We start from the raw sequence: 21,454 nt of genomic DNA on the forward strand, positions 1-21,454 counted from the left end.
GGGACCGTGATCCGGCAGCGCCCGGCGCTTTAGCTGCACTTGTTTCGCGCCCGCAAGCTGCTTGCTCAAATCGGCGCGTGTTCTTTTTATGAAACCCAAGGTTCCTTATGTCAAACACAATTTCTTATAAAGAACACTCCATCCGTCTTAACGGATAAATCCAGCCGGCTCTTGGGGCAGGGCACGCGGAGTGGTAAGCCATGCGATCATCTGCGATGGTCGTTCCATGCCGCTTCAGTCTCTCGATGCCATCCTCACGTCCCTCGGCGACGCGCCGATCCGCGATTCGGGACAGTTGCGGACCCTGCTCGTGCCCGACCTGAAGCTTTATATCGAGGAGTGCCGCGCCAAGGCCGAGCAGCAGCTCCTCGAGACGAAAGACGGCCTTCTCTGCGCCAAGTATCTCTCGGCCCGCATGGACGATCTCGTCCGCCTCGTCCATGACGCGGTGGTGCGGCATCTCTATCCCGCCGTGAATCCGTCCTCGGGCGAGCGCATCGCCATCGTGGCCACGGGCGGGTATGGGCGCGGGACTCTCGCTCCGGGGTCGGATGTCGACCTCCTGTTCCTTCTTCCCTACAAGCAGACCGCCTGGGGCGAGAGCGTCGTCGAGGCGATGCTGTATGTGCTGTGGGATCTCAAGCTGAAAGTCGGGCACGCCACCCGCTCGGTGGACGATTGCCTGCGCGAGTCGTCCGCCGACATGACGATCCGCACCTCGCTTCTCGAGGCCCGGTTCCTGTTCGGGGATCGCGCGCTCTACAACGATCTCGTGCAGCGGTTCGACAAGGAGATCGTGGCCGCGTCCGCTGCGGAATTCGTCGACGCGAAGCTGAAGGAACGCGATGCGCGCGTCGCCAAGGCGGGAGCGTCGCGCTATCTCGTCGAGCCCAACGTGAAAGACGGCAAGGGCGGCCTGCGCGATCTCAATACGCTCTTCTGGATCGGCAAATACGTCTACCAGGTGAAGCGGCCGAGGGACCTCGTGAAGGCGGGGCTCTTCACGCCGGAGGAGTTCAAGCTCTTCCAGCGATGTGAGGAGTTCCTCTGGCGCGTGCGCTGCCACATGCATTTCGCGACCGGCCGGGCGGAAGAGCGCCTCACCTTCGATCTGCAGCGCGTCATCGCCGAGCGCATCGGCTATGCGCCCCGCGGCGGTCTGTCCGGGGTCGAACGTTTCATGAAGGCCTATTTCCTCATCGCCAAGGATGTGGGAGATCTGACGGCCATCGTCTGCGCAGAGCTCGAAGCGAGGCAGACCAAGAAGCGGCCCATGCTCGATCGGGTGTTCGGGCGCTTTCGCCGTCGGCGCGGCGGCGCGCTCGCGGGCAACGATTTCGTCATCGACAATAACCGCATCAACGTGAACAACGACGAGGTCTTCGCACGCGATCCCGTCAATCTCATCCGCCTCTTCTGGCTCGCGGACAAGCACAATCTCGCAATTCATCCCGACGCGACCCGGTTGGCGACGCGCTCGCTCAAGCTGATCGGGCCTCACCTTCGTCGCGATTCGGAGGCAAACCGGCTCTTCCTCGACATCATCGCGTCGAAGAACGCGCCGGAGGTGGTGCTGCGGCGCATGAACGAGGCCGGAGTGCTCGGCCGCTTCGTCCCCGATTTCGGACGCATCGTCGCGATGATGCAGTTCAACATGTATCACCACTACACGGTCGACGAGCATCTCATCCGATCCATCGGCGTGCTGACGGAAATCGAGGCGGGACAGCTCGGGAGCGATCATCCGCTCGCCAACCAGATCTTCGGTACGATCCAGAACCGGAGGGCGCTCTACGTGGCGGTCTTCCTGCACGACATCGCCAAGGGACGGCCGCAGGATCACTCCATCGCAGGCGCCGCGATCGTGCGCAAGCTCGGACCCCGTTTCGGATTGACCGAAGCGGAAACGAATACGGTCGCCTGGCTCGTCGAGCACCACCTGCTGATGTCCAACACGGCCCAGAGCCGCGACCTGTCGGATCCCGCCACCATCAAGAGCTTCGCGGATGTGGTGCAGACCATGGAGCGCCTGAAGCTCCTGCTCGTGCTCACCATCGCGGACATCAAGGCCGTCGGCCCCGGCACCTGGACGGGCTGGAAGGGCCAGCTCCTGCGCACGCTCTATTACGAAACCGAAATGCTGCTCGGCGGCGGCGTCGCGGATGTGGCACGCTCCGATCGCGTCCGTCTCGCGCAGGAGCAGCTGCGTGCGGCGCTTCCCGATTGGCCGGACGAGGAGTTCGAGGCCTACGCAGCCCGTCACATGCCGGCCTACTGGCTGAAGACGGACGAGGAGCGGCGCGTGAAGCAGGCGCATTTCGTGCGCGATGCGGAAAAGGCGGGGCGCACGGTCACGACGACCTGCGATACCGATCATTTCCGCGGCGTCACGGAACTCACCATCCTGTCGCCCGACCATCCGCGCCTGCTTGCCATCGTGACCGGCGCCTGCGCGGCGGCGGGCGGAAACATCGTCGATGCGCAGATCTTCACGACGACCGACGGCATGGCGCTCGACACGATCGTGCTGTCGCGGGCTTTCGACCGGGACGAGGACGAGCTGCGCCGGGCGGAGCGGGTCGCCAAGGCCATCGAGCGCGCCCTGAAGGGTGAAGTCAAGATCGCAGACCTCGTGGAGAGCCGGCGGCCGTCGAAGCCCGCGAAGGCGTTCCATGTGCCCCCGGAGGTCAATATCGACAACTCCCTGTCGAGCCGCCAGACCGTCATCGAGATCTCGGGGCTGGACCGGCCGGGCCTGCTCTACGATCTCACCACGGCTCTCGGCAAACTCAATCTCAATATCGCTTCCGCTCACATCGCGACGTTCGGCGAAAAGGCCGTGGACGTGTTCTACGTGACGGACCTGACGGGCACGAAGGTGACCCATTCGGGCCGCCAGTCCACGATCCGCCGCTCCCTGCTCGATGTGTTCAAGGCGGAGGAAGCTGAGCCGTTCCAGCGGCGAAGCGCTTGATTTGTGAGCGCTTCGACCTGATATGTGGCCTGACCCTTTCTCCTATCGGTAGTTGATCGACCATGAACCCGAACGACACGGACAATCAGAACATCAATCCTCAGGCCGAGAGCCCCGGCGGCGCCGAGAACGAGGCCGCCGCTGTATCTCAGCCCGATCCGGTGGCTGTTCTCGAGGCCGAGAAAGCCGATCTGAAGGACAAGCTCCTGCGCCTGATGGCCGACATGGAAAACCTGCGTCGCCGCACGGAGCGCGAACTCGCCGACGCCCGCACCTACGCGGTGGCGAATTTCGCCCGTGACATGCTCACCGTCGCCGACAACGTGCGGCGCGCCATCGAGAGCGTGCCGGACGAGGCCCGCGCCGGCGCCGAGGGGGCCTTCAAGGGGCTCATCGAGGGGATCGACCTCACGGAGCGTGACCTTCTCAACACGCTCGAGCGTCACGGGGTGAAGAAGCTCGAGCCGCAGGGCCAGAAGTTCGACCCGAACGTCCATCAGGCCATGTTCGAGGTGCCCAATCCCGACGTACCGAGCGGCACGGTGGTGCAGGTGGTTCAGTCGGGCTACGTGATCGGCGAACGGGTACTGCGCCCGGCCCTCGTCGGCGTCGCCAAGGGCGGCCCCAAGGCCCCGTCCAACGGGGCAGGTTCCGAGACCGCCGAGAATCCTTCCTCCGCTTCCTAGCGCATTGTTCGGCAAAGCGGAGCGCTCAGCTGACAATGCTCTGCAGCATCGGGTGTGACATCGACCCCACATCCGATGCTGTCGGTCTCTGTTGTCGAGCCTCTTTCCACGCAGAACCGGCTCCCACCTTTCACGTTCGATGCTCTAGAATTTCGTTTCGACGCTGTCGGCGATCGCACGGAAGCGCGGCAGGTTCTGGTCCCGCTGGTCCTCGCGGGTCAGGCCGACCATGCGCACATAGCGGTCCCCCGCGAAACGGATCGATTGCATGACCACGATCGGTTGGCCCGAATCCGCCTCGACCGCTCTCGCGACGATCTCGTGCCAGTCTTGGCCTCTGAGGCGGAAGGAATCGGAGCGTTCGATCCTGATGTTCTTGATCACCTGATTGGCATAGAGGGCGGCCTGGGCGAATTGCTTGCGCTGCTCGTCGGAGTTGGGCGGGGACTGAAGGGAGGCTCCGACGATCATCATCGGCTGCTCGACGGCCTTGATCATGTCCTTCGGTCCGTCGGTGTACAGCACGGACGTCCCGGCGATCACGCGAACGGGCCTGAACCCGGCCGTCTCGGCGACCCGGAAGGGCAGGGCGGCAACCTTTTCCTCCAGGGTCACGTCATGGCGCAGGGCGATGCTCTTCAAGGCGGTCCGGATCTGCGCGTCGCTGTAGCCGTCCCGGCCGCCGTCACCTGCGCCACGACGAGGCCGGTCAGGGCCTCGTCCTTGACCAGGAGAAGCCATTTCCGGCCCATATTGGGCTTCGTCATGGTGCTGCTGACGAGAACGCCGGAGCTGGTGCCGAGCTTCACGTTCTCCCGGGATATCAGCTCCATGCCCTGTTTCCTGAGCGCATCCTTGTTCAGTCCTGAGGCGAGCTGCTCGAATGCGCCGGGCGGCAGTTCCGCGAAGGTGATCACGGCGGCCCGTTCCTCGTTCTCGAAGCCGCTGACGCGCTTCGACAGGGTCATGTCGGGCGGAGGAACCAGGCCGAGGCGCGATGCCGGCGGGAAGATGGGGTCCGCGGCGAAAGCCGCCTGGAGCGACAGGATGAGGCCGAATGCTGCAGCGGTCAGAACTTTCATGGTCACCCCTCGAGCGCTCTTGGACTTTAAGGCTTAGAGCATCGGACGCAAAAGTGGGACCCGGTTTTGCGTGAAAAGATGCTCCAGCAAGGAGAGCATCGGACGCGGGAAGTGGGACCCGGTTTTGCGTGAAAAGATGCTCAAAAGCATCAACTTACAGCATCGGATGTGGGCCCGATGTCACGTCCGATGCTGTAAAGCGGCTTTTCCACCTTGCGCAAGGTCAGATTGAGCCGTCCTCCCTGCGGCAGCAGGTCCGACTGGCCGGGGATCAGCCGGTCGATGCCATGATAGATCAGGCGGGCCGGCCCGCCGAACACGATCGCGTCACCGGATTTGAGGCGGATCGAACGGGTCGGGTCCTTCCGCTCGACGCCGCCATAGCGGAACAGGGCCGTATCGCCCAGGGAGAGCGAAACGACCGGCGCGCCGAACTCCTCCTCGTCCTTGTCCTGGTGCAGGCCCATGCGGGCTTCGGGAGCATAGAAGTTGATCAGGCAGGCATCGGCCGGCTGGGGATAGCCGCTCAAATCCTCCCAGGCCCGCCGGACCTGCTCGGGCATCTCGGGCCAGGGCTGCCCCGTCTCGGGATGGGTCCGCTGATAGCGATACCCGTCGATGTCGGAGACCCAGCCGAGCCTTCCGCAATTGGTCATGCGCACGGAGAACGGCTTGCCGGTGCGCGGCATGCACGGAGCGAAGAGAGGGGCGGCTCTCGTGATGGCGCGCAGGGACTGGAGAAGCCGCTCCTGCGCCGCGCGGTCGAGATAGTCCGGGTAGTAGACGAGGCCGGGAGCAAGGATGAGAGAGGACATGGGCTGATTGTGGCGGATCGGTCCTCATTCGTCATCCCCGGGCATGTCCCGGGGATCCTGGCCTTCGATGCACTCGGGTCCTCAAACGGAGTTGGCCTCTCCAATCAGGCCCGGCTTTTACCCCTCCAGAACCTTCTTGGCCGCGACGGTGGTGTCGTCGTTGAGCCGATAGACCAGCGGGATGCCGGTTGCGAGCTCCAGGCTCGGGATCGTCTCGGCGGTCAGGCCGTCGAGCACCATGACGAGCGCGCGCAGCGAGTTGCCGTGGGCCGCCACGAGGACGCGCTCGCCGCGCATCACGCGGGGCAGGATCTCGCGGATGTAATAGGGCAGGACGCGGGCCACGGTGTCCTTCAGGCTCTCGCCGCCGGGCGGCGGCACATCGTAGGAGCGGCGCCAGACGTGGACCTGCTCTTCACCCCAGCGGGCGCGGGCATCGTCCTTGTTGAGGCCGGAGAGGTCGCCGTAATCGCGCTCGTTGAGCGCCTGGTCGGCGATGGTCTTGAGGTCGGGCTGGCCGATCTCTTCCAGGATCAGCTTGCAGGTGCGCTGCGCGCGGCCCAGCGCGGAGGTGTAGGCCACGTCGAACTGCACGCCCATCTCCTTCAGGCGGCGGCCCGCGTTGCGCGCCTCTTCGATGCCGAGATCGGTCAGGCCCGGGTCCTTCCAGCCGGTGAACAGGTTCTTGAGGTTCCATTCGCTCTGGCCGTGGCGGGCAAGCACAAGAAGGCGATCCATCTCTTTTGCGTCTCCGTAGTCCTAGTATCGGGTGTTTTTAGAGGTCTTCGAGGCCGAGCACATCGGCCATCGTGTAATAACCGGGCTTTCTGTCGAAGCCCCAGAGCGCGGCCTTCACCGCGCCGCGCGCGAAAATACTGCGATCCTCGGCGCGATGCGACAGCTCCAGGCGCTCGCCGGCGCCTGCGAAGATCACCGTGTGGTCGCCGACCACCGAGCCGCCGCGAAGGGTCGCAAAGCCGATATCGCCCGCAATGCGTGCCCCCGTGTGCCCGTCGCGGCTGCGCACCGAGCGCTCCTTGAGGGAAATGTCGCGCCCCGCCGCGGCGGCCTCTCCGAGGAGCAGGGCGGTGCCGGAGGGCGCATCGACCTTCATGCGGTGGTGCATTTCGAGGATCTCGATGTCGAAATCCTCGCCCAGGGTCGCCGCCACCTTGCGCACGAGACCGGCGAGCAGGTTGACCCCGAGGGACATGTTGCCGGACTGGATGATCCGCGCATGCCTGGCCGCGGCTTCGAGCTTCGTGAAATCGTCATCCCTCAGGCCCGTGGTGCCGATCACGTGGACGATCCGGGCCTGGGCGGCCAGGCCCGCGAAGGACACCGTGGCGGCCGGCGAGGTGAAGTCGAGAACGCCGTCGGCCTTGGCGAAGACCGGCAGAGGATCGGCGGTGACGCTCACGCCGAGAGGAGCGAGCCCCGCGAGCACGCCCGCATCCTGTCCAAGGGCGTGGGAGCCCTCGCGCTCGATGGCGCCGACGAGACGGCAGCCTTCCGTCTCGGCCACGGTGTCGATGAGCATGCGCCCCATGCGCCCGGCCGCTCCGACCACGACAAGTCGCATTTCGCTCATGCTCGATCTCCTGTTGTCCGAGCCGCTGGATATAGCGGCTCCAGCGACCGTCGAGAATGCCCTTTTCCCGTCATGGCCGGACTTGTCCCGGCCATGGCGAAGCTCTCAACCCGGCTGCGGGCCCTCGTAGCCCTCGATGATGATGATATCCGCCACCGCGTGGCCGTCCCGTTCGGCCTTCGCGGCCTGATATTCGGGCGAGTCCCAGCATTCCAGGGCGGCCTGATAGGTCGGGAACTCGATCACCACGTTGCGGTCGCGCGAGCCGCCTTCCGCGGTCCGGAAGCCGCCGCCTCGCACCAGGAAGCGGGCGCCGTACTTGGAGAAGGCGGCGGCGTTGGCCGTCACGTAGTTCTTGTAGGCGTCCGGGTTGTGCACATCGACCCGGCCGATCCAATAGCCCTTCGCCATGGTTCAGGCTCCTTCCACCAGAACGAACTCGGCGACGCAGGCGCCCTCGCGCCTGGCCTTCGCGGCCTGATACTCGGGGGAATGGTAATAGGTGCGAGCCTGCTCGACCGAATCGAATTCGATCACCACGTTGCGGGCCCGGGCCTCGCCCTCCAGCGCCTCATAGGCGCCGCCGCGCACGAGCGGGCGTCCGCCGTACTGCTTGATCGCCTCCGTCGCGCCCTTGGCGTATTCGGCATAGGCCTCCGGGTTCGTGACGGTCACGCGGGCGATGACATAGCCTTTGGGCATGGTGGTCTCCTCCTCTCGAAGCGAATGAACAGCGAAGGCCGGGCGGCGCGGGGCATCAAGCCTCCGCCATCTCCCGCACGATGGCCTCTGCGGCCGCGCGCGGATCCGCGGCCTTGACGATGGGTCGCGCCACTACGAGATGGGTCGCGCCGTTGCGGATCGCGTCGCCCGGAGTGACGATGCGCTTCTGGTCGCCGGCCTCCGCCCCCGCAGGGCGAATGCCGGGGGTGACGATGAGGCGGTTGCGACCGACGATGCCGCGGACGCGCCCGGCTTCGGTGGCCGCGCAGACGATGCCGTCGATGCCGATGTCGCGGGCCTGCTCTGCCCGGCGGGCGACGAGCTCGGCCGCCGACACGGGCGCATAGCCCGCTTCGACGAGGTCGTTGTCGTCGTAGGAGGTCAGCACCGTCACGGCGAGGATCTTCAAGGAAGAGCCGGCCTTTCCGGCGACGGCCGCGCGCATGGTCTGCGGATAGGCGTGGACGGTCAGGAAGGTGACGCCCATGCGGGCGATGGAGCGCACGCCTTCCTCGACGGTGTTGCCGATGTCGTGCAGCTTGAGATCGAGGAAGATCTTCTTGCCCTGGCCGATCAGCTCGCGCGCGAACTCGAAGCCGCCCGCATAGGCGAGCTGGTAGCCGATCTTGTAGAAGCTGCCCGCATCGCCGATGCGCGTGACGACGGCGCGCGCCTCTTCGACGCTCGGAACGTCGAGGCCGATGATCAATCTGTCGCGCATGTCTCCCTGCGGAATGGGATTCGCTGAAGGAGACACAGGCTGGCTCATGGATGGGAGACCTTGTTGTAGACCCAGACGCGGGCGGGGGGCAGGTTGCGCCAGATCCGGTTGGAGGCTCTGGCCTTGTGCGATTGCGAGCGCGCCGGGATCGGCGGCACGACCGCATAGGTGAACTGGATGAAGGGGGCGCTCGGATGCATCAGCGCCTGCGCCGTTTCGAGAAGGGTCAGGCGCTGGTCCATGGGCTTGGTGAAGAGCGGCAGGCTCGACACGGTGGCGGCCGCAGGCTCCTTCAGGACGCCGGACAATGTTTCGTTGAGATCGTAGGCGTCGCCCTGGACGATGGTCGCCTTCGGGAAGCGACGCCGCAGGAGCTGGCAGAATTCGGGGTTGAATTCGACAAGGATGAGCCGCTCCTGCTCCACGCCGCGCCGGATCAGGGCGTCGGTGACCGGGCCGGTGCCGGGACCCAGCTCGACGATGGGGCCCGGAATGCGGGGGTCGACATAGGACGCCATGGTCCGCGCCAGGATCTTGCCCGAGGGCGTCACCGCGCCGACGACGAGAGGGCGTTCGAGCCAGGACCGGAGGAACCGGGCCTCGTCCTGAAAGCGATCCTTCTTGAAGGGCAGTTTCCGGATCGTGGGCCGTTGGGACGACTGAAGCACTGGGAAGACCCCTCGAGCGGGCGGATCACAAAGGCTGTTTAGAACTCAAAGGAAACGACCGTCAAGTTAACTTGATCCGCCCAAGCCATCGAGAAATTCCCTGAAGCGCGAGAAGAAACCCGAGCTCTCGGGGTGGTTTTCCTTCGAGCATTCCCTGTCGAATTCCTCCAGAAGCTCGCGCTGGCGCTTGGTGAGCTTTTGCGGGGTTTCCACAACAACCTGAATGTAGAGGTCGCCCACGTCCCGCGAACGCAGGACCGGCATGCCCTTGCCGCGCAAGCGGAACTGCTTGCCTGTCTGAGTGCCCTCGGGAACCTTCACCAGAGCCTCGGTGCCGCCGAGCGTCGGCACGCTGAACTCGCCGCCGAGCGCCGCCGCCACCATGGAGATCGGCACCCGGCAGAACAGGTCCGCGCCGTCCCGCTGGAAGAAGGGATGCGGCTTGAGGGACAGGAAGATATAGAGATCGCCCGCCGGCCCGCCGCGCAGGCCCGCTTCGCCTTCGCCTGCCAGGCGAATGCGCGTGCCGTCCTCGACGCCGGCCGGGATGTTGACCGAGAGCGTGCGCTCGCGCGTGACGCGGCCCGCGCCGCCGCACGAGGTGCAGGGGTCGTCGATCACCTCGCCGCGCCCATGGCAGTTCGGGCAGGTGCGCTCGATGGAGAAGAAGCCCTGTGTGGCCCGCACGCGGCCTGCGCCGCCGCAGGTGGGGCAGGCCTTCGGCTTCGAGCCGGGCTTCGCGCCGGAGCCTGAGCAGGCCTCGCAGGTGAGGGACGTCGGAATCTTCAGCTCGGCCGTTTTGCCGTGGAAGGCCTCGTCGAGGGAGATCTCGAGGTTGTAGCGCATATCCGCGCCGCGCTCGCGGCCGCCCGTGCTGCGGCCGCGTCCGCCGCGTCCGCCGGCATCGCCGAAGAAGTTCTCGAAAATGTCCGACATGAAGTCGGAGAAATCGCCTCCGAAGCCCGGTCCGCCCGCGCCGCCGTTGGCGAAGGCCGCGTGACCGTAGCGGTCGTAGGCCGCGCGCTTCTGCGCATCGGAGAGAGTCTGATAGGCCTCGTTGAGTTCCTTGAACTTGACCTCGGCTTCATGGTCGCCCGGATTCCGGTCCGGGTGGTACTGCATGGCGAGCTTGCGGAAGGCGGATTTCATCTCCGCTTCGCTGGCGGTCTTCGCGACGCCGAGAACCTCGTAGTAATCGCGCTTGGACATATCAGGCGCCCCAGGGAGCGGAGAAGCGCTCCGTTATGCTGCCGATCTCCGGGCCCTGGCGCATGGATCGGCCCGCTCCAGCGGGCCCGGCGGCCAAGGCATCGTGACGATGGGTCGAAGGATCGGTCATTGTTGTTTCTAGCCGTTTCACGAAAACGGCACCCGGCCATGAAACCGGGTGCCGAATTCTGTCAAGATGCACGCATGGTCGATTAGGCGCGCTTCTTCTTGTCGCCTTCGTCGACCTCCTGGAAGTCGGCGTCGATGACGTCGTCCTTCTGGGCGTTCTCGCCGCCTTCCGGCTGCTCTGCGCCAGCCTCGCCAGCGTTGGCTTGAGCCTGGTACATGGCCTCGCCCAGCTTCATGGAAGCCTGCATCAGGTCCGTGGTGCGGGCCTTGATGACCTCGGCGTCCTCGCCGGCGAGAGCCTGCTTGAGCGCGTCGATGGCGGTCTGGATGCCCTGCTTGTCGGACTCCGAAACCTTGTCGCCGTACTCGCTGAGCGACTTCTCGGTGGCGTGGACCAGGCTTTCGCCCTGGTTCTTGGCCTCGACGACCTCACGGCGCTTCTTGTCTTCCTCGGCGTGAGCCTCGGCGTCCTTCACCATCTTCTCGATATCGGCATCCGACAGGCCGCCGGAGGCCTGGATGCGGATCTGGTGCTCCTTGGCAGTGGCCTTGTCCTTGGCCGTGACGTTCACGATGCCGTTCGCGTCGATGTCGAAGGTCACCTCGATCTGCGGCACGCCGCGCGGGGCGGGCGGAATGCCCACGAGATCGAACTGGCCGAGCAGCTTGTTGTCCGCCGCCATTTCGCGCTCGCCCTGGAAGACCCGGATGGTCACCGCGTTCTGGTTGTCCTCGGCGGTCGAGAAGACCTGGCTCTTCTTCGTCGGGATCGTGGTGTTGCGCTCGATCAGACGGGTGAACACGCCGCCGAGCGTCTCGATGCCGAGCGAGAGCGGGGTCACGTCGAGGAGCAGAACGTCCTTCACGTCGCCCTGGAGCACGCCCGCCTGGATCGCGGCGCCGATGGCCACGACCTCGTCCGGGTTCACGCCCTTGTGGGGCTCCTTGCCGAAGAAGGTCTTCACCACTTCCTGGATCTTGGGCATGCGGGTCATGCCGCCGACCAGGACGACCTCGTCGATGTCGCCGGGCGAGATGCCGGCATCCTTGAGGGCCTTCCGGCAGGGCTCGATGGTCTTCTGCACCAGATCGTCCACGAGCTGCTCGAACTTGGCGCGCGAGAGCTTGAGGGCGAGGTGCTTCGGACCGGAGGCATCCGCCGTGATGTAGGGCAGGTTGATCTCGGTCTGAGCGGCCGAGGACAGCTCGATCTTCGCCTTCTCGGCGGCTTCCTTCAGACGCTGAAGGGCGAGCTTGTCCTTGGTCAGGTCGATGCCCTGCTCCTTCTTGAACTCGGCCGCGAGATACTCGACGAGGCGCATGTCGAAGTCTTCACCGCCGAGGAAGGTGTCGCCGTTGGTGGACTTCACTTCGAACACGCCGTCGCCGATCTCGAGGACCGACACGTCGAAGGTGCCGCCGCCGAGGTCGTAGACCGCGATCATGCCGGTCTGCTTCTTGTCGAGGCCGTAGGCCAGGGCAGCAGCGGTCGGCTCGTTGATGATGCGCAGAACCTCGAGGCCGGCGATCTTGCCCGCGTCCTTGGTGGCCTGGCGCTGGGCGTCGTTGAAATAGGCCGGAACCGTGATGACGGCCTGGGTCACGGGCTGCCCGAGATAGGCCTCCGCGGTTTCCTTCATCTTCTGCAGGGTGAAGGCGGAAATCTGCGACGGCGAATACTGCTTGCCGTCGGCTTCGACCCAGGCGTCGCCGTTCGGTCCCTTGATGATGTGGTACGGGACGAGGCCCATGTCCTTCTGGGTCATGGGGTCGTTGAAGGTGCGCCCGATCAGGCGCTTGATGGCGAAGAAGGTGCGCGACGGGTTCGTGACCGCCTGGCGCTTGGCCGGCTGGCCGACGAGGCGCTCGCCTTCGTCCGTGAAGGCGACGATGGACGGAGTCGTCCGGGTGCCTTCCGAGTTTTCGATGACTTTGGGCGTCGTGCCTTCCATGACAGCGACGCAGGAATTGGTGGTGCCGAGGTCGATACCAATGACCTTACCCATGGCGGGATCCCTCACTTTCAAGCAGACCGCCGCACCCCGAAGCGGTACGGCCCATGGCTTATGTTGACTGACGTAACAGGTCCGCATCTGTCGAGGCGAACCCTGCTGGCGCTGATATAAGAAGGGGTTTCAAGCGCTGCAAGACGATCTTGATGGCTAGTTGGCCCGATTGCATCGGAGTCGGGTGCTGTTGCAGGGCTGCAATAGGGATAAGAGGCTGACGCTCCTGGTCTTATTCCGTTGCGCCAGCTCGGGCCGGAGTGGCGGAGGCAGCCTGCCTCGCGGTCAGAGCCCCATAGACTTCGAGCCAGAACCGTACGGCGGACGGGTTCGTGTCGCGCTCGGCCAGGAACGCCCGCAGCAGCACCTCCGCTCCGGCCCCGTCTCCATGGCAAGCTACCATGATGCGGGCGGCCTGGGCAGGAACGAGCCGATGCCAGAGCCGGGCTTCACGAGAGCGTTTCCAGGAGATCGTCATCGTTCGAGTATGAGAATAATTAGCCAGAATAGCAAATAGCTATTTTGGCTAATTGGCTGAAACAGCATATTTCATCCGCCCGCTAAAGCGGGCTGGGCATGCAAAAATCCATTCATAGCAAACGGCAGGAGCACCTGCGGGTATTGTTGAAGGCGGCGCGAAAGAAAGCCGGTCTGACGCAGGACGAACTGGCTGAGCGAATGGGAGCCTATAAGACGTTCGTCAGCAAATATGAAAGAGGCGAGCGGCAACTCGACCTGATCGAGTTCTTGGCCGTTGCCGAGGCTTTGCGATTGGAGCCTAAAACGCTGATCGACCAGCTTCTGCGCGAATAGCAGTCTCCGGTTGCCTCTTCAATGATGCTTCACTTTCATGCCCTTCCGATGCCGTCATGCCCGGCCTCGTCCCGGCCAGGACGCGGGTGGCCTGGGCAGGAACGAGCCGATGCCAGAGCCGGGCTTCACGAGAGGGTTTCCAGGAAGTGGGCATGGGGTGGGTAATCTATGGTCAATGAAAGGATGCCCTTGGCAAATATCCCATTTTAGGGGGAATCAGGCATTTTGGGAGAGTTCCCGAAAAAGGATATTTGGTCCGTTGCCCTTCAGCATCGGCGGCAACATGAAATCGCTTCAGACGACTCGGCAGGAAAAGTTCTGCATGCTTTTGCGCCATGCCCGTAAGAAGGCAGGACTCACCCAAGAGGAGCTGGGAAAGCGACTCGGAAAATACAAAACATTCGTCAGCAAATATGAAAGCGGTGAACGTGAGATCACGGTGCTGGAGCTGATCGATATCGCCGAGGCTCTCAACGTCGATCCGCTCTCCATTATGAAAGCCGTCATGGCGAAGTGATAAGGCCTCCGGCAGGGCGTGCCCACCTGCCGTCATGCCCGGCCTCGGGCCGGCCATCCACGCCTTGAAACCACTGTTAAGACGTGGATGGCCGGGACGAGCCCGGCCATGACGAAACGGACGAGCGGTCGATCCGATGTGTCAGGATACCTTCGCGCCTAACCCGCACCCGGCTTCCCACCCCAGAATCGCCTGCTTGCGGGTCAGGCCCCAATGATAGCCCGTGAGCGCGCCGGAGCGGCCGAGCACCCGGTGGCAGGGGACCACGAAGGAAACGGGGTTCTTCCCCACCGCCGCGCCGACCGCCCGGCAGGCGGAGGGCTTGCCGATATGGCGGGCGATGTCGGAATAGGTGGTGGCCTTGTCGCGGGGGATGCGCAGCAGGGTCTGCCAGACCCGCACCTCGAAATCGGTCCCGATGAGAACCACCCGCAGGGGCTGTTCCGCCTGCCATTGTGACGGGCTGAAGATGCGCCGGGCGAGCGGCGCGGTCGCGGCCTCGTCCTCCACATAGGACGCTTTCGGCCAGCGGCGGGTCATGTCGGCGAGCGCGGCGGCCCGGTCGCCGTCATCCACGAAGCCGAGTCCGGCCAGCCCTCGGTCGGTCGCCATCAGGATCGCCTCGCCGAAGGGGGAGGGGTGGAAGCCGTAGCGCATGGTCAGCCCCGCGCCGCCCGCCTTGTAGTCGCCAGGCGTCATGGCCTCATGGGTCACGAACAGATCGTGGAGACGGGCGGGCCCCGAAGGCCCGACCTCGTAGGTGGCGTCGAGGATGCTGGCGGAAGAGGCGAGCAGCACCTTGGCGTTGTCCAGGGTGATCGCCTGGAGAAAGGCCTTCGGCGACAGGCCCGCCCAGCGCCGGAAAAGGTGATGCACATGGGTGGTGGAAAGCCCCACATGGTCCGCGATGGCCTCCAGCGAAGGCTGCTCGCGCCAGCGCTCGGAAATGAACGCAATGATCCGGCGGACCCGCTCGTAATCGGCCTGCGGCTCCTCCGGCGGGGTGAGATGACCGGGTTCGATGGTGATGTCGCGCAATGTATCGAGCATGGCATTGTCCTCTTGAGACTTTCTAGGCGGTCCCGGGAGGAGGGGACACCCGATTCCTGTGACGGATTCACCCGATTCGCTTCCGACAGATCCGTTCATCGAGACCGCGCTTTCAATCCGCACCCCGGCCGAGGGGCGGAGATCTCCCAGCGGGTCAGGCTCGTGAACGGGTGCATTTATGGATGGCGCGGGTCTCAATAGCCCCGCTTCACGGCCGAAAGCGCCTGGCTGAAGGCATCGGCGAAGGTTTCCCGTTCTTCCGGCGAGAGGTCGCGGGCGATCACGACATGCTGGTTGCGGGACGTGAGGGCGAGTTCCTGCAGGCCGAACTCGTCGTCGACCTCGCGATCGAGACGGGTCCAGAGCGGGTTGAACAGCCATTCGTGCGCTTCGCCCCGCTCGCTGACTTTCCGGAGCAGCAGGCGGATCGGGGTCAGTTCCAGGAGCTCGAAGGCCTGTCCCTGCCTGTAGCTGATGCGAAACGCGATGAACAGGCCGAGGAAATCGAGGCCGAAGAAGCCCGCGACGGGCCAGAAGCCCATGATCACGAAGGGCAGGCTCGCGACGATGGAGGTCAGGCAGACCAGCGCCATCACGATCCTGAAGCCGTGCGGGCTCAAGGATCTGTGCGGGCGGATGACGGCCGAGAACACCGGTTTCTCGAACCGGTCGGCTTCATCTTCAAATGTCGCCTTGCTGCCTGCCATGGTCCAGATATAACGCGGGAATGTCCGATCTGAAGCAGCCGGTCCGCCGCAAATCCCTGTCGAAATCGAAAGCCGCCGTCCCGGCGAAGGCCGTCGGGAAGGCTCTGCGCCAGCGCGGACCAAAGCCCGTCGACCGCGCTACCATGATCGAAATCTTCCGCCGCCTCAAGGAGGCCAATCCGGAGCCCAAGGGCGAGCTGGATTATACCAATCCCTATACGCTTCTCGTGGCCGTGACGCTCTCGGCCCAGGCCACGGATGTGGGCGTCAACAAGGCCACGAAGGAGCTCTTTCGCGTCGCCGATACGCCTCAGAAGATGCTGGAACTGGGCGAGGACGGGCTTCGGCAGCACATCAAGACCCTGAACTTCTTCAACACGAAGGCGAAGAACGTGATCGCCATGGCGAGGCGGCTCGTCGAGGAATTCGGGGGCAAGGTGCCCAATTCCGTCGAGATCCTCGAGACCCTGCCGGGGGTCGGCCGCAAGACCGCGAGCGTCGTGGTGAACATCGCCTTCGGCGACCCGCGCATCGCGGTCGACACGCATATCTTCAGGGTCGCCAACCGCCTGCCGCTCGTGGTCACGAAGACGCCCCTGGAAACGCAAGCGGCGCTGGAGGCGCTGATTCCGAAGGAATACCTGCTCCACGCCCATCACTGGCTGATCCTGCACGGGCGCTATACCTGCAAGGCCCGGCGGCCCGAGTGCTGGCGCTGTCCCGTCAACGACCTCTGCCGCTATCCGGACAAGACGATTCCCTGAGTGGCGTTTTAGGGCCGCACACAGCGTGGCGCGGTGGGGACGCAGGCGATGCCGGGCGTCGAGCAGGCGAGCCCCTGCGCGGTGCGGGCGCAGACGATGCAGCCGTTCGTCCATTCGGAGCAGGCGGGCTCTGACGTGGCCTGCCCAGAGGTCTGTGACCCCGCGAGAGCGCCCACAATCAACGCCAGCACCGTCACCATCAGGGCGGTCAGGATGGCGAGGGAAACGGCCAGGGCCTCGTCGCGCGCCGGCATGGCTCACCCGAAGGCCATGGCTCACCCGAAGGCCATGGCTCACCCGAAGGCGATGAGGCCGGCAAGCCCCACCACGCCGACGATGATCCGCCAATAGGCGAACGGCGTGAAGCCGTGGCGGGAGACGTAGTCCAGGAGGGACCGCACGACGATCACCGCGGCGATGAAGGCGGCGATGAAGCCCACCACGATGGTGATCACGTCGTCCGTCGAGAGGACCTTGTAGTTCTTCAGAAGGTCGTACGCGAAGGCGCCCGCCATGGTGGGCATGGCGAGGAAGAACGAGAACTCCGCCGCCGCGCGCTTCGAGGCTCCCATGAGCATGGCGCCCACGATGGTGGCGCCCGAGCGGGACACGCCGGGAACCATCGCGAGGCACTGGAGAAAGCCGATCTTCAGATACATGGGAAGGGGGAAGCGGGTGGCGTCGTCCCGGGTGACTTCCAGGGGCATGCGATCGACCAGAAGCAGGACGAAGCCGCCCGCGATCAGGGTCATGCACACGATCCAGGGGTCGAAGAGCACCTCCTTGATGAAGCCGTGGAGCGCGGCCCCGATGAGGGCGGCCGGCAGGAAGGCGATCACGACGCCGACCACGAAGCGCCGGGCGTCCGGGTCGTGGGGCAGGGCCTTGGCGATGGTCCAGAGTTTATGGAAGTAAACCGAGAGGATCGCCAGGATCGCGCCCAGCTGGATCAGGACCTCGAAGGTCTTGCCCGTGGATTCAAATCCCAGGAAGTGCCCGACGAGAAGCAGGTGCCCCGTCGAGGAGACCGGCAGGAACTCGGTCAGCCCTTCGATGAGACCCAGGAAGAGCGCCTCGATGATGTTCGCCATCGTTGAAAATCCTAAAAACGGCGCCAGATGCAGGGGCGCTCCCGGCCGTGTCAAGTAAGCTTTGCGCATGCAAGGCCGTCTTCATGCGTCTGGAACATGAGATTCACCAAAATTCCTTACCGCACGTTAACAAAGCGCGGCCTTATTCTCGCCGTCTGTTTGGCGCTCACATCACCCATGGCCACCCTACATTCGTATCCCTTTTGCCCGCACTCGCGGTTTGTGCGCCTTGCCCTGGCGGAAACGGGTCTCGAGACGGACATCGTCGAGGAGAAACCGTGGGAGCGGCGAATCCCGTTTCTGGAAATGAATCCTGCCGGCAATCTCCCGCTGCTGGTGGTCGACGACGGCTTGGCCGTTCCAGGCGCCCGGGGAATTGCGGATTACCTGGACGATGTGTGCGGGGGCGATCTGAGGGACCGCAGGCTCCTGCCTCAGGAGATCGCGGACCGGGTCGAGGTTCGCCGCCTGCTCGACTGGTTTCTGGGCAAGTTCCACGAGGAGGTCTCGGATTACCTTGCCACGGAAAAGATCTATAAGCGGTTCATGCCTGCGGAGCTGGGCGGCGGCCCGCCCGACATGGGCGCGATTCGCGCTGCGCGGACCAATGTGCGATATCACCTGAAATATATCGGGTTCCTGATTTCCAAGCGGAATTGGCTGTCCGGCGACCAGATGACCTATGCCGATCTGGCGGCGGCCGCCCATCTTTCGGTAGTGGATTATCTCGGCGACGTGCCATGGGAAGAGAACGAAATGGCGAAGGAGTGGTACGCCCGGGTGAAATCCCGGCGGTCGTTCCGCGCGCTCCTGGCGGACCGGGTCCCGGGGATGGCTCCGGCGGATCACTACGCCGATCTGGACTTTTGAGCGGACAGGCCTTGAAGCGCGCCTTCGTGGAGCGCGCGCGGCAGATCGGCTTCGATACGGTCCGGATCGCCGCTCCCGATTCCATTCCGCTGGCGCCGGAGCGGCTGCAGGCCTGGCTGGCGGCGGGCCATCACGCCTCCATGGACTGGATGGCGGAGACGGCCGATCGCCGGGCCGATCCCCGCGCCCTCTGGCCTGAGGTGCGCAGCATCGTTCTGCTCGGCGTCAATTACGGCCCTTCCGGCGATCCCCTGGCGGCGCTCTCGAAGAAGGATCACGGCTCGATCTCGATCTATGCCCGCAACCGCGATTATCACGACGTGATCAAGGGCAAGCTCAAGGAGATCGCAGGCTTCCTCGCCGCGAGGGCCTCGTCCGACGTGAAGGTGTTCGTGGATACGGCGCCGGTGATGGAAAAGCCCCTGGCGGAAGCCGCGGGCCTGGGCTTCCAGGGCAAGCATACGGTCATCGTCTCGCGCGAGTTCGGCAACTGGCTCTTTCTCGGCGCGATCTTCACCACGGCGGAACTGCCCACCGACGAGCCGGAGCGCAATCATTGCGGCTCCTGCCGCCGCTGCCTCGACGTCTGCCCGACCGATGCATTTCCCGCCCCGTTCCAGCTCGATGCGCGGCGCTGCATCTCGTATCTGACGATCGAGCATAGGGATCATATTCCCGAAGACCTTCGTCCCGGGATCGGCAACCGCATCTTCGGCTGCGACGATTGCCTTGCGGTCTGCCCCTGGAACAAGTTCGCGCAGGTCGGCCGCGAGGCGAAGCTCATGCAGCGGGACGACCTCGCGGCCTTGCCGCTCGCGGAGCTGGCGCGCCTCGACGATCCGGCCTTCCGGACCCGGTTTTCCGGCACGCCGATGAAGCGCACGGGGCGCGACCGTTTCATCCGTAATGTGCTCATCGCCATCGGCAATTCCGGGGATGCCGCCTTGGCGGATGAGGCCGTGCGCCTCCTCGACGATGCTTCGCCGCTCGTGCGCGCCATGGCGGTCTGGGCCGTCGGCCGGCTGCTCCCGGGCGGAGCCGTCGCTTCGCTCGGCGCGCGCCGCCTCGAGCGCGAGGACGATGCGGCCGTGCGTGCGGAATGGAGCCGTGCGCTCCCGGTGAAGAAGGAGGTCGCGTGAGACTTTTCGTTTTCGGGCTCGGCTATACAGCCCAGGCCTTCATCCGCTCGGCGCCATGGACGCATGCCGCCGGAACGGTGCGCGAGGCCGGGAAGGCGCAACGCCTCAGGGCCGGGGGCATCGCCGCTCACGCGTTTGCGGAAAGCGATGCGGACCTTCTGGAGGATCTCCGGCGCGCCGATGCGATCCTGATCTCGGCCCCGCCCGATGCCGAGGGCGATCCCGCGCTGACCGGGTTCAAGGACCGGATCGCGGCGTCGGACGCCTCGTGGATCGGCTATCTCTCCACGACCGGTGTCTATGGCGATCACGGCGGGGCCTGGATCGACGAGACGACGCCCGTGGCGCCGCAAAGCCGCTCGTCGGGGCTGCGCCACGGGGCCGAACTGGCATGGCTCGATCTCGGGCAACGGATCGGGCGGGCCGTTCACGTCTTCCGCCTCACCGGCATCTATGGTCCGGGGCGCAATGCCTTCACCGGCCTCGCGCAGGGGACCGCGCGGCGCATCGTGAAACCCGGGCAGGTGTTCAACCGCATCCACGTGGATGACATCGCTTCGACGCTCGCCGCATCCCTGCTCAGGCCGCGGCCCGGCGCCGTCTACAACGTGACGGACGACGAGCCCGCGCCGCCGCAGGATGTCGTCGCCTACGCGGCCCGGCTGGCCGGCGTCGAGCCGCCGCCCGAGGTGGCTTTCGAGGAGGCCCGGATGAGTCCGACGGCACGCAGCTTCTATGCCGAGAACAAGCGCATCTCGAACCGCCTGATCAAGGACGAGCTCGGCGTGCGCCTGCGTTTCCCCACCTACCGCGAAGGCTTGGACGCGCTCCATGCGGCGGGGGAATACGGTCAGGCCGCGTGACGGTTCGCGGTCGGGCCGAAATGGTCGATGTAGCGCGGGTTGATGGCTGAGACCGGCAGGATGACGAGCACGTCCGTCGTGCCGAACTGCTCGTCGATGACGGCTCCTGTCCCGAAGGTCGCGCCGATCCGCAGATAGCCCTTGATCAACGGCGGGAGGGCATGGAGCGCGGCCTTGGGGTCGACGGCCTCCTTCGGCAAAACGTCCATCCGCGTGAAGCGTTCGGACAAGGCGCGGGCCTGCCAGGAGGTGGGCGCGGCGGCATAATGGTGGAGGAAGCTCAAGGGCAGGGCGAGCGCCCCGGGATCGGTGCCTTCAAGGCTCGCGCAGCCGATCATCACGTCGATCTTGTAGTGCAGAACGTAAGACCAGATGCCGTGCCACAGCAGCTCGACGGTGCGCTTGTTGCGATAGGGCCCGAGCACGCAGGAGCGGCCGAGTTCGAGAAAGCGCAAGGAGGAATGGGCCTTCAGAAGCGGGGCGATGTCGTATTCGCCGCGGGTATAGAAGCCCTGATGGCGCTCCGCCACATCCTGGCGAAGCAGGCGGTAGGTGCCCACCACCTTCGGCTTGGCCCGGCGCAGCGAGCCTGGCTTCACATCGTGGTCGAGCACGAGAAGATGATCGCAGATGGCGTCGTAGTCATCCGCGTCACGCCGCGAGAGCAAGGCGGCCCCTTTCGGCACGGCCGACATCTCCTCGTAGAACACCTTGAACCGCAGCCTCTGCGCCTGGCGGATTTCCTGAGCCGTCGTGGCGAGACGGACCTCGAGGGAGCCGATGCGGCCGAGCACGGGGTCGAGGCTGCCGTAATGGCGCACGGCCCGCCTCGCCATCGCGCGAAATCCCTCCAATGTCGGTATCAGCGCAGGTTTTATGGAAGCTGCCATTCCATTCAGCAGAGAAGACGTCATCGAGATCTCATGGGGCGGGCGGGTCGGTGGTCGTGCCGGATCTGCACCGTGACATAGCCATCGTTTCAAACTGTTTTGTGACAAAGTATATCACAGGGGGCATGTGATTTCACAAGCGTGCG

The 21,454-nt window shown here is 65.0% G+C and carries 26 protein-coding genes; 8 read left to right on the top strand and 18 right to left on the bottom strand.

Translation table 11 applies throughout. The annotated features are described in order from the left end of the window. Positions 1-226: 226 nt before the first annotated feature. Together RE429_RS04630 and grpE are read left to right on the top strand one after the other, a co-directional pair. Positions 227-2,974, top strand: a complete 2,748-nt coding sequence (locus RE429_RS04630; RefSeq protein ID WP_414473189.1) for a [protein-PII] uridylyltransferase — start codon at positions 227-229, stop codon at positions 2,972-2,974. 62 nt (positions 2,975-3,036) lie between these two features. Further along, positions 3,037-3,660, top strand: a complete 624-nt coding sequence (gene grpE, locus RE429_RS04635) for a nucleotide exchange factor GrpE (protein WP_414473190.1) — start codon at positions 3,037-3,039, stop codon at positions 3,658-3,660. 144 nt (positions 3,661-3,804) lie between these two features. Here grpE and RE429_RS04640 read toward each other — a convergent pair whose 3' ends face one another. From RE429_RS04640 to RE429_RS04700, 13 genes are all read right to left on the bottom strand, one after another. Next, positions 3,805-4,302 (bottom strand): hypothetical protein, encoded by a 498-nt coding sequence (locus RE429_RS04640; protein WP_414473191.1) that lies wholly within the window; start codon positions 4,300-4,302, stop codon positions 3,805-3,807. Continuing rightward, on the bottom strand, positions 4,299-4,742 hold the full coding sequence (locus RE429_RS04645; protein WP_414473192.1) for a hypothetical protein: 444 nt from the start codon (positions 4,740-4,742) through the stop codon (positions 4,299-4,301). Before RE429_RS04645 ends, RE429_RS04640 begins: the two co-directional genes overlap by 4 nt. Positions 4,743-4,891: 149 nt before the next feature. After that, positions 4,892-5,557 (bottom strand): alpha-ketoglutarate-dependent dioxygenase AlkB family protein, encoded by a 666-nt coding sequence (locus tag RE429_RS04650; RefSeq protein WP_414473193.1) that lies wholly within the window; start codon positions 5,555-5,557, stop codon positions 4,892-4,894. Between the two features lie 117 nt (positions 5,558-5,674). Continuing rightward, positions 5,675-6,295: a 2,3-bisphosphoglycerate-dependent phosphoglycerate mutase gene (locus tag RE429_RS04655; RefSeq protein ID WP_414473194.1), complete on the bottom strand. Its 621-nt coding sequence runs from the start codon at positions 6,293-6,295 to the stop codon at positions 5,675-5,677. Positions 6,296-6,332: 37 nt separating this feature from the next. Beyond that, the gene (dapB, locus tag RE429_RS04660) at positions 6,333-7,139 is read right to left on the bottom strand and encodes a 4-hydroxy-tetrahydrodipicolinate reductase (protein WP_414474123.1); all 807 of its coding nucleotides are present in this window, start codon (positions 7,137-7,139) and stop codon (positions 6,333-6,335) included. 114 nt (positions 7,140-7,253) lie between these two features. Further along, a complete protein-coding gene (locus RE429_RS04665; protein ID WP_414473195.1) occupies positions 7,254-7,559 on the bottom strand; it encodes a DUF1330 domain-containing protein in 306 nt (101 codons plus the stop codon). 3 nt (positions 7,560-7,562) lie between these two features. Continuing rightward, the gene (locus RE429_RS04670) at positions 7,563-7,850 is read right to left on the bottom strand and encodes a DUF1330 domain-containing protein (protein WP_414473196.1); all 288 of its coding nucleotides are present in this window, start codon (positions 7,848-7,850) and stop codon (positions 7,563-7,565) included. 55 nt (positions 7,851-7,905) lie between these two features. Then, a complete protein-coding gene (gene pyrF / locus RE429_RS04675) occupies positions 7,906-8,640 on the bottom strand; it encodes an orotidine-5'-phosphate decarboxylase (RefSeq protein ID WP_414473197.1) in 735 nt (244 codons plus the stop codon). Beyond that, positions 8,637-9,260 (bottom strand): class I SAM-dependent methyltransferase, encoded by a 624-nt coding sequence (locus RE429_RS04680; protein WP_414473198.1) that lies wholly within the window; start codon positions 9,258-9,260, stop codon positions 8,637-8,639. The genes pyrF and RE429_RS04680 overlap by 4 nt, the downstream gene beginning before the upstream one ends. A 66-nt stretch (positions 9,261-9,326) precedes the next feature. Beyond that, positions 9,327-10,469 carry a molecular chaperone DnaJ gene (dnaJ, locus tag RE429_RS04685; protein ID WP_414473199.1) on the bottom strand — a complete coding sequence of 381 codons (1,143 nt, stop codon included), beginning with the start codon at positions 10,467-10,469 and terminating at the stop codon, positions 9,327-9,329. A gap of 1 nt (position 10,470) precedes the next feature. Then, on the bottom strand, positions 10,471-10,599 hold the full coding sequence (locus RE429_RS04690; RefSeq protein WP_414473200.1) for a hypothetical protein: 129 nt from the start codon (positions 10,597-10,599) through the stop codon (positions 10,471-10,473). 82 nt (positions 10,600-10,681) lie between these two features. Then, on the bottom strand, positions 10,682-12,604 hold the full coding sequence (dnaK, locus tag RE429_RS04695) for a molecular chaperone DnaK (RefSeq protein ID WP_414473201.1): 1,923 nt from the start codon (positions 12,602-12,604) through the stop codon (positions 10,682-10,684). 232 nt (positions 12,605-12,836) lie between these two features. Beyond that, positions 12,837-13,082: a hypothetical protein gene (locus tag RE429_RS04700; protein ID WP_414473202.1), complete on the bottom strand. Its 246-nt coding sequence runs from the start codon at positions 13,080-13,082 to the stop codon at positions 12,837-12,839. Positions 13,083-13,180: 98 nt separating this feature from the next. Here RE429_RS04700 and RE429_RS04705 point away from each other — a divergent pair, with 98 nt between their 5' ends. Both RE429_RS04705 and RE429_RS04710 read left to right on the top strand, forming a co-directional pair. Then, complete coding sequence (locus RE429_RS04705; protein WP_414473203.1) at positions 13,181-13,417, top strand: helix-turn-helix domain-containing protein; 237 nt, start codon at positions 13,181-13,183, stop codon at positions 13,415-13,417. A 259-nt stretch (positions 13,418-13,676) separates the two neighbouring features. Beyond that, a complete protein-coding gene (locus tag RE429_RS04710) occupies positions 13,677-13,934 on the top strand; it encodes a helix-turn-helix domain-containing protein (protein ID WP_414473204.1) in 258 nt (85 codons plus the stop codon). A 141-nt stretch (positions 13,935-14,075) separates the two neighbouring features. Here RE429_RS04710 and RE429_RS04715 read toward each other — a convergent pair whose 3' ends face one another. Together RE429_RS04715 and RE429_RS04720 are read right to left on the bottom strand one after the other, a co-directional pair. Next, positions 14,076-14,984 carry a methylated-DNA--[protein]-cysteine S-methyltransferase gene (locus RE429_RS04715; protein WP_414473205.1) on the bottom strand — a complete coding sequence of 303 codons (909 nt, stop codon included), beginning with the start codon at positions 14,982-14,984 and terminating at the stop codon, positions 14,076-14,078. Between the two features lie 194 nt (positions 14,985-15,178). Continuing rightward, positions 15,179-15,691, bottom strand: a complete 513-nt coding sequence (locus RE429_RS04720; protein ID WP_414473206.1) for a DUF2244 domain-containing protein — start codon at positions 15,689-15,691, stop codon at positions 15,179-15,181. Between the two features lie 20 nt (positions 15,692-15,711). Between RE429_RS04720 and nth the strand changes: the two genes are divergently transcribed. Then, positions 15,712-16,455, top strand: a complete 744-nt coding sequence (nth, locus tag RE429_RS04725; protein WP_414473207.1) for an endonuclease III — start codon at positions 15,712-15,714, stop codon at positions 16,453-16,455. Between the two features lie 8 nt (positions 16,456-16,463). On the opposite strand, the gene RE429_RS04730 is transcribed toward nth, so the two are convergent. Together RE429_RS04730 and RE429_RS04735 are read right to left on the bottom strand one after the other, a co-directional pair. Further along, positions 16,464-16,709: a hypothetical protein gene (locus RE429_RS04730; protein WP_414473208.1), complete on the bottom strand. Its 246-nt coding sequence runs from the start codon at positions 16,707-16,709 to the stop codon at positions 16,464-16,466. Positions 16,710-16,748: 39 nt separating this feature from the next. Further along, positions 16,749-17,546: an undecaprenyl-diphosphate phosphatase gene (locus RE429_RS04735; protein ID WP_414473209.1), complete on the bottom strand. Its 798-nt coding sequence runs from the start codon at positions 17,544-17,546 to the stop codon at positions 16,749-16,751. Between the two features lie 177 nt (positions 17,547-17,723). On the opposite strand from RE429_RS04735, the gene RE429_RS04740 reads away from it, so the two are divergent. From RE429_RS04740 to RE429_RS04750, 3 genes are read left to right on the top strand one after another with little or no spacing between them, the layout of a single operon-like run. After that, positions 17,724-18,416, top strand: coding sequence for a glutathione S-transferase family protein (locus RE429_RS04740; RefSeq protein ID WP_414473210.1), 693 nt, complete (start codon positions 17,724-17,726; stop codon positions 18,414-18,416). Positions 18,417-18,427: 11 nt separating this feature from the next. After that, positions 18,428-19,555 (top strand): tRNA epoxyqueuosine(34) reductase QueG, encoded by a 1,128-nt coding sequence (gene queG / locus RE429_RS04745; protein ID WP_414473211.1) that lies wholly within the window; start codon positions 18,428-18,430, stop codon positions 19,553-19,555. Continuing rightward, complete coding sequence (locus tag RE429_RS04750; RefSeq protein ID WP_414473212.1) at positions 19,552-20,418, top strand: SDR family oxidoreductase; 867 nt, start codon at positions 19,552-19,554, stop codon at positions 20,416-20,418. The genes queG and RE429_RS04750 overlap by 4 nt, the downstream gene beginning before the upstream one ends. On the opposite strand, the gene RE429_RS04755 is transcribed toward RE429_RS04750, so the two are convergent. After that, positions 20,406-21,308 carry a GNAT family N-acetyltransferase gene (locus RE429_RS04755; protein ID WP_414474124.1) on the bottom strand — a complete coding sequence of 301 codons (903 nt, stop codon included), beginning with the start codon at positions 21,306-21,308 and terminating at the stop codon, positions 20,406-20,408. The two genes, RE429_RS04750 and RE429_RS04755, sit on opposite strands and share 13 nt — an antisense overlap. Positions 21,309-21,454 lie beyond the last annotated feature (146 nt).

Origin of the sequence: Microvirga sp. M2 (assembly GCF_047497095.1) — a bacterium.
In the GTDB taxonomy this organism is placed as follows: domain Bacteria; phylum Pseudomonadota; class Alphaproteobacteria; order Rhizobiales; family Beijerinckiaceae; genus Microvirga.